At 21.4% G+C, this 583-nt stretch carries 1 pseudogene; it reads right to left on the bottom strand.

Annotated elements, in window-relative coordinates:
- Positions 1-180: 180 nt before the first annotated feature.
- Positions 181-496, bottom strand: a pseudogene (locus OL66_RS03485) (phase variable surface lipoprotein); the annotation flags it as partial.
- Positions 497-583 lie beyond the last annotated feature (87 nt).

Raw genomic sequence — 583 nt, 5'->3', positions numbered from 1 at the left:
TTTATGTGTACTTATGATTGTTATTAGCGCTTCAGCGCGTTAGGGTATTGTGTTTGGATAATTTTAAACAACTCTTTTAATAATGGAAAGGAAAAATAGGGAGTTATATATTATATCACTCCTTAAATAAGTTAATCTTTATATATTTTAAAAAACGTTAGTTAAAGTGTTATAAAACTATTAATTATCTTCTTTTAGTGAATATTTATACATAGGATATAACTTTTTCAACCTATAACCTTGTTTGGTTTTAATTAAGAAAGATTTAATATATTTTAAATCTTCTTTTCAGTAATAAATAATGTTTAATCCTTTCTTATAATTAGTTTTAATGGGTTTATTGTATTTTTCTCGTTTTTTAGGATCTAATTGTTGTAATTGTAAAGTTTCTAATTTATGGAGATAATTTTTTTCCAATTAATTCTTTGATATGATTTTTAGTTTAATTTTGATAATTGATTTGAAAAAGATGATATAGATGTTTAAATGTATTATTTCAACTTTTAAAAAAGGGTTAAATCTGAAAGTAATAGTTTAAAAACCGTTTACTAGAATATTGTAGGTGATTAAAGAACCATTAAAA

Source organism: Chrysanthemum yellows phytoplasma (genome assembly GCF_000803325.1).
GTDB lineage: Bacteria > Bacillota_I > Bacilli_A > Acholeplasmatales > Acholeplasmataceae > Phytoplasma > Phytoplasma asteris.
Note: the sequence above shows the minus strand (reverse complement) of the source record. Positions and strands in the feature narration are given on the sequence as shown.